This is a genomic window from Brevibacillus sp. SIMBA_040, assembly GCF_046535075.1.
Classification (GTDB): domain Bacteria; phylum Bacillota; class Bacilli; order Brevibacillales; family Brevibacillaceae; genus Brevibacillus.
Window position 1 is genome coordinate 1 of sequence record NZ_JAWRXI010000183.1, and the last position, 272, is coordinate 272.

The following is a 272-nucleotide window of genomic DNA, read 5'->3' on the forward strand; positions in this document are numbered from 1 at the left end:
GCGCTTCGTCAAGGACGAGCGCGCAGCAGCGACTGGCGATCTCCTGAAGCAACGCGCTGGGAAGACTCGTGCCGATCGCGCCGATGGTACAAACCACAACGTTGCAATGCGAAAACATCAACAGATCAGCAACTGTCCTGGGTCTTTTCGTCATGATCCCAACAATTGGGTTTGGCACATCCTGCGGCAAGACACCTAAAGTCTTGAGCAACCCAAAGGTTACAAATTTATGTGCGGTTTGAGCTCGCAATGCGTCCCAAGGCACTACTACT

At 52.9% G+C, this 272-nt stretch carries 1 protein-coding gene; it reads left to right on the forward strand.

The features are described 5' to 3' along the window. On the forward strand, positions 1 to 199 hold a 199-nt coding region (locus tag SB752_RS32470), incomplete at its 5' end, for a hypothetical protein (RefSeq protein WP_410719508.1). Between the last annotated feature and the right edge of the window lie 73 nt (positions 200 to 272).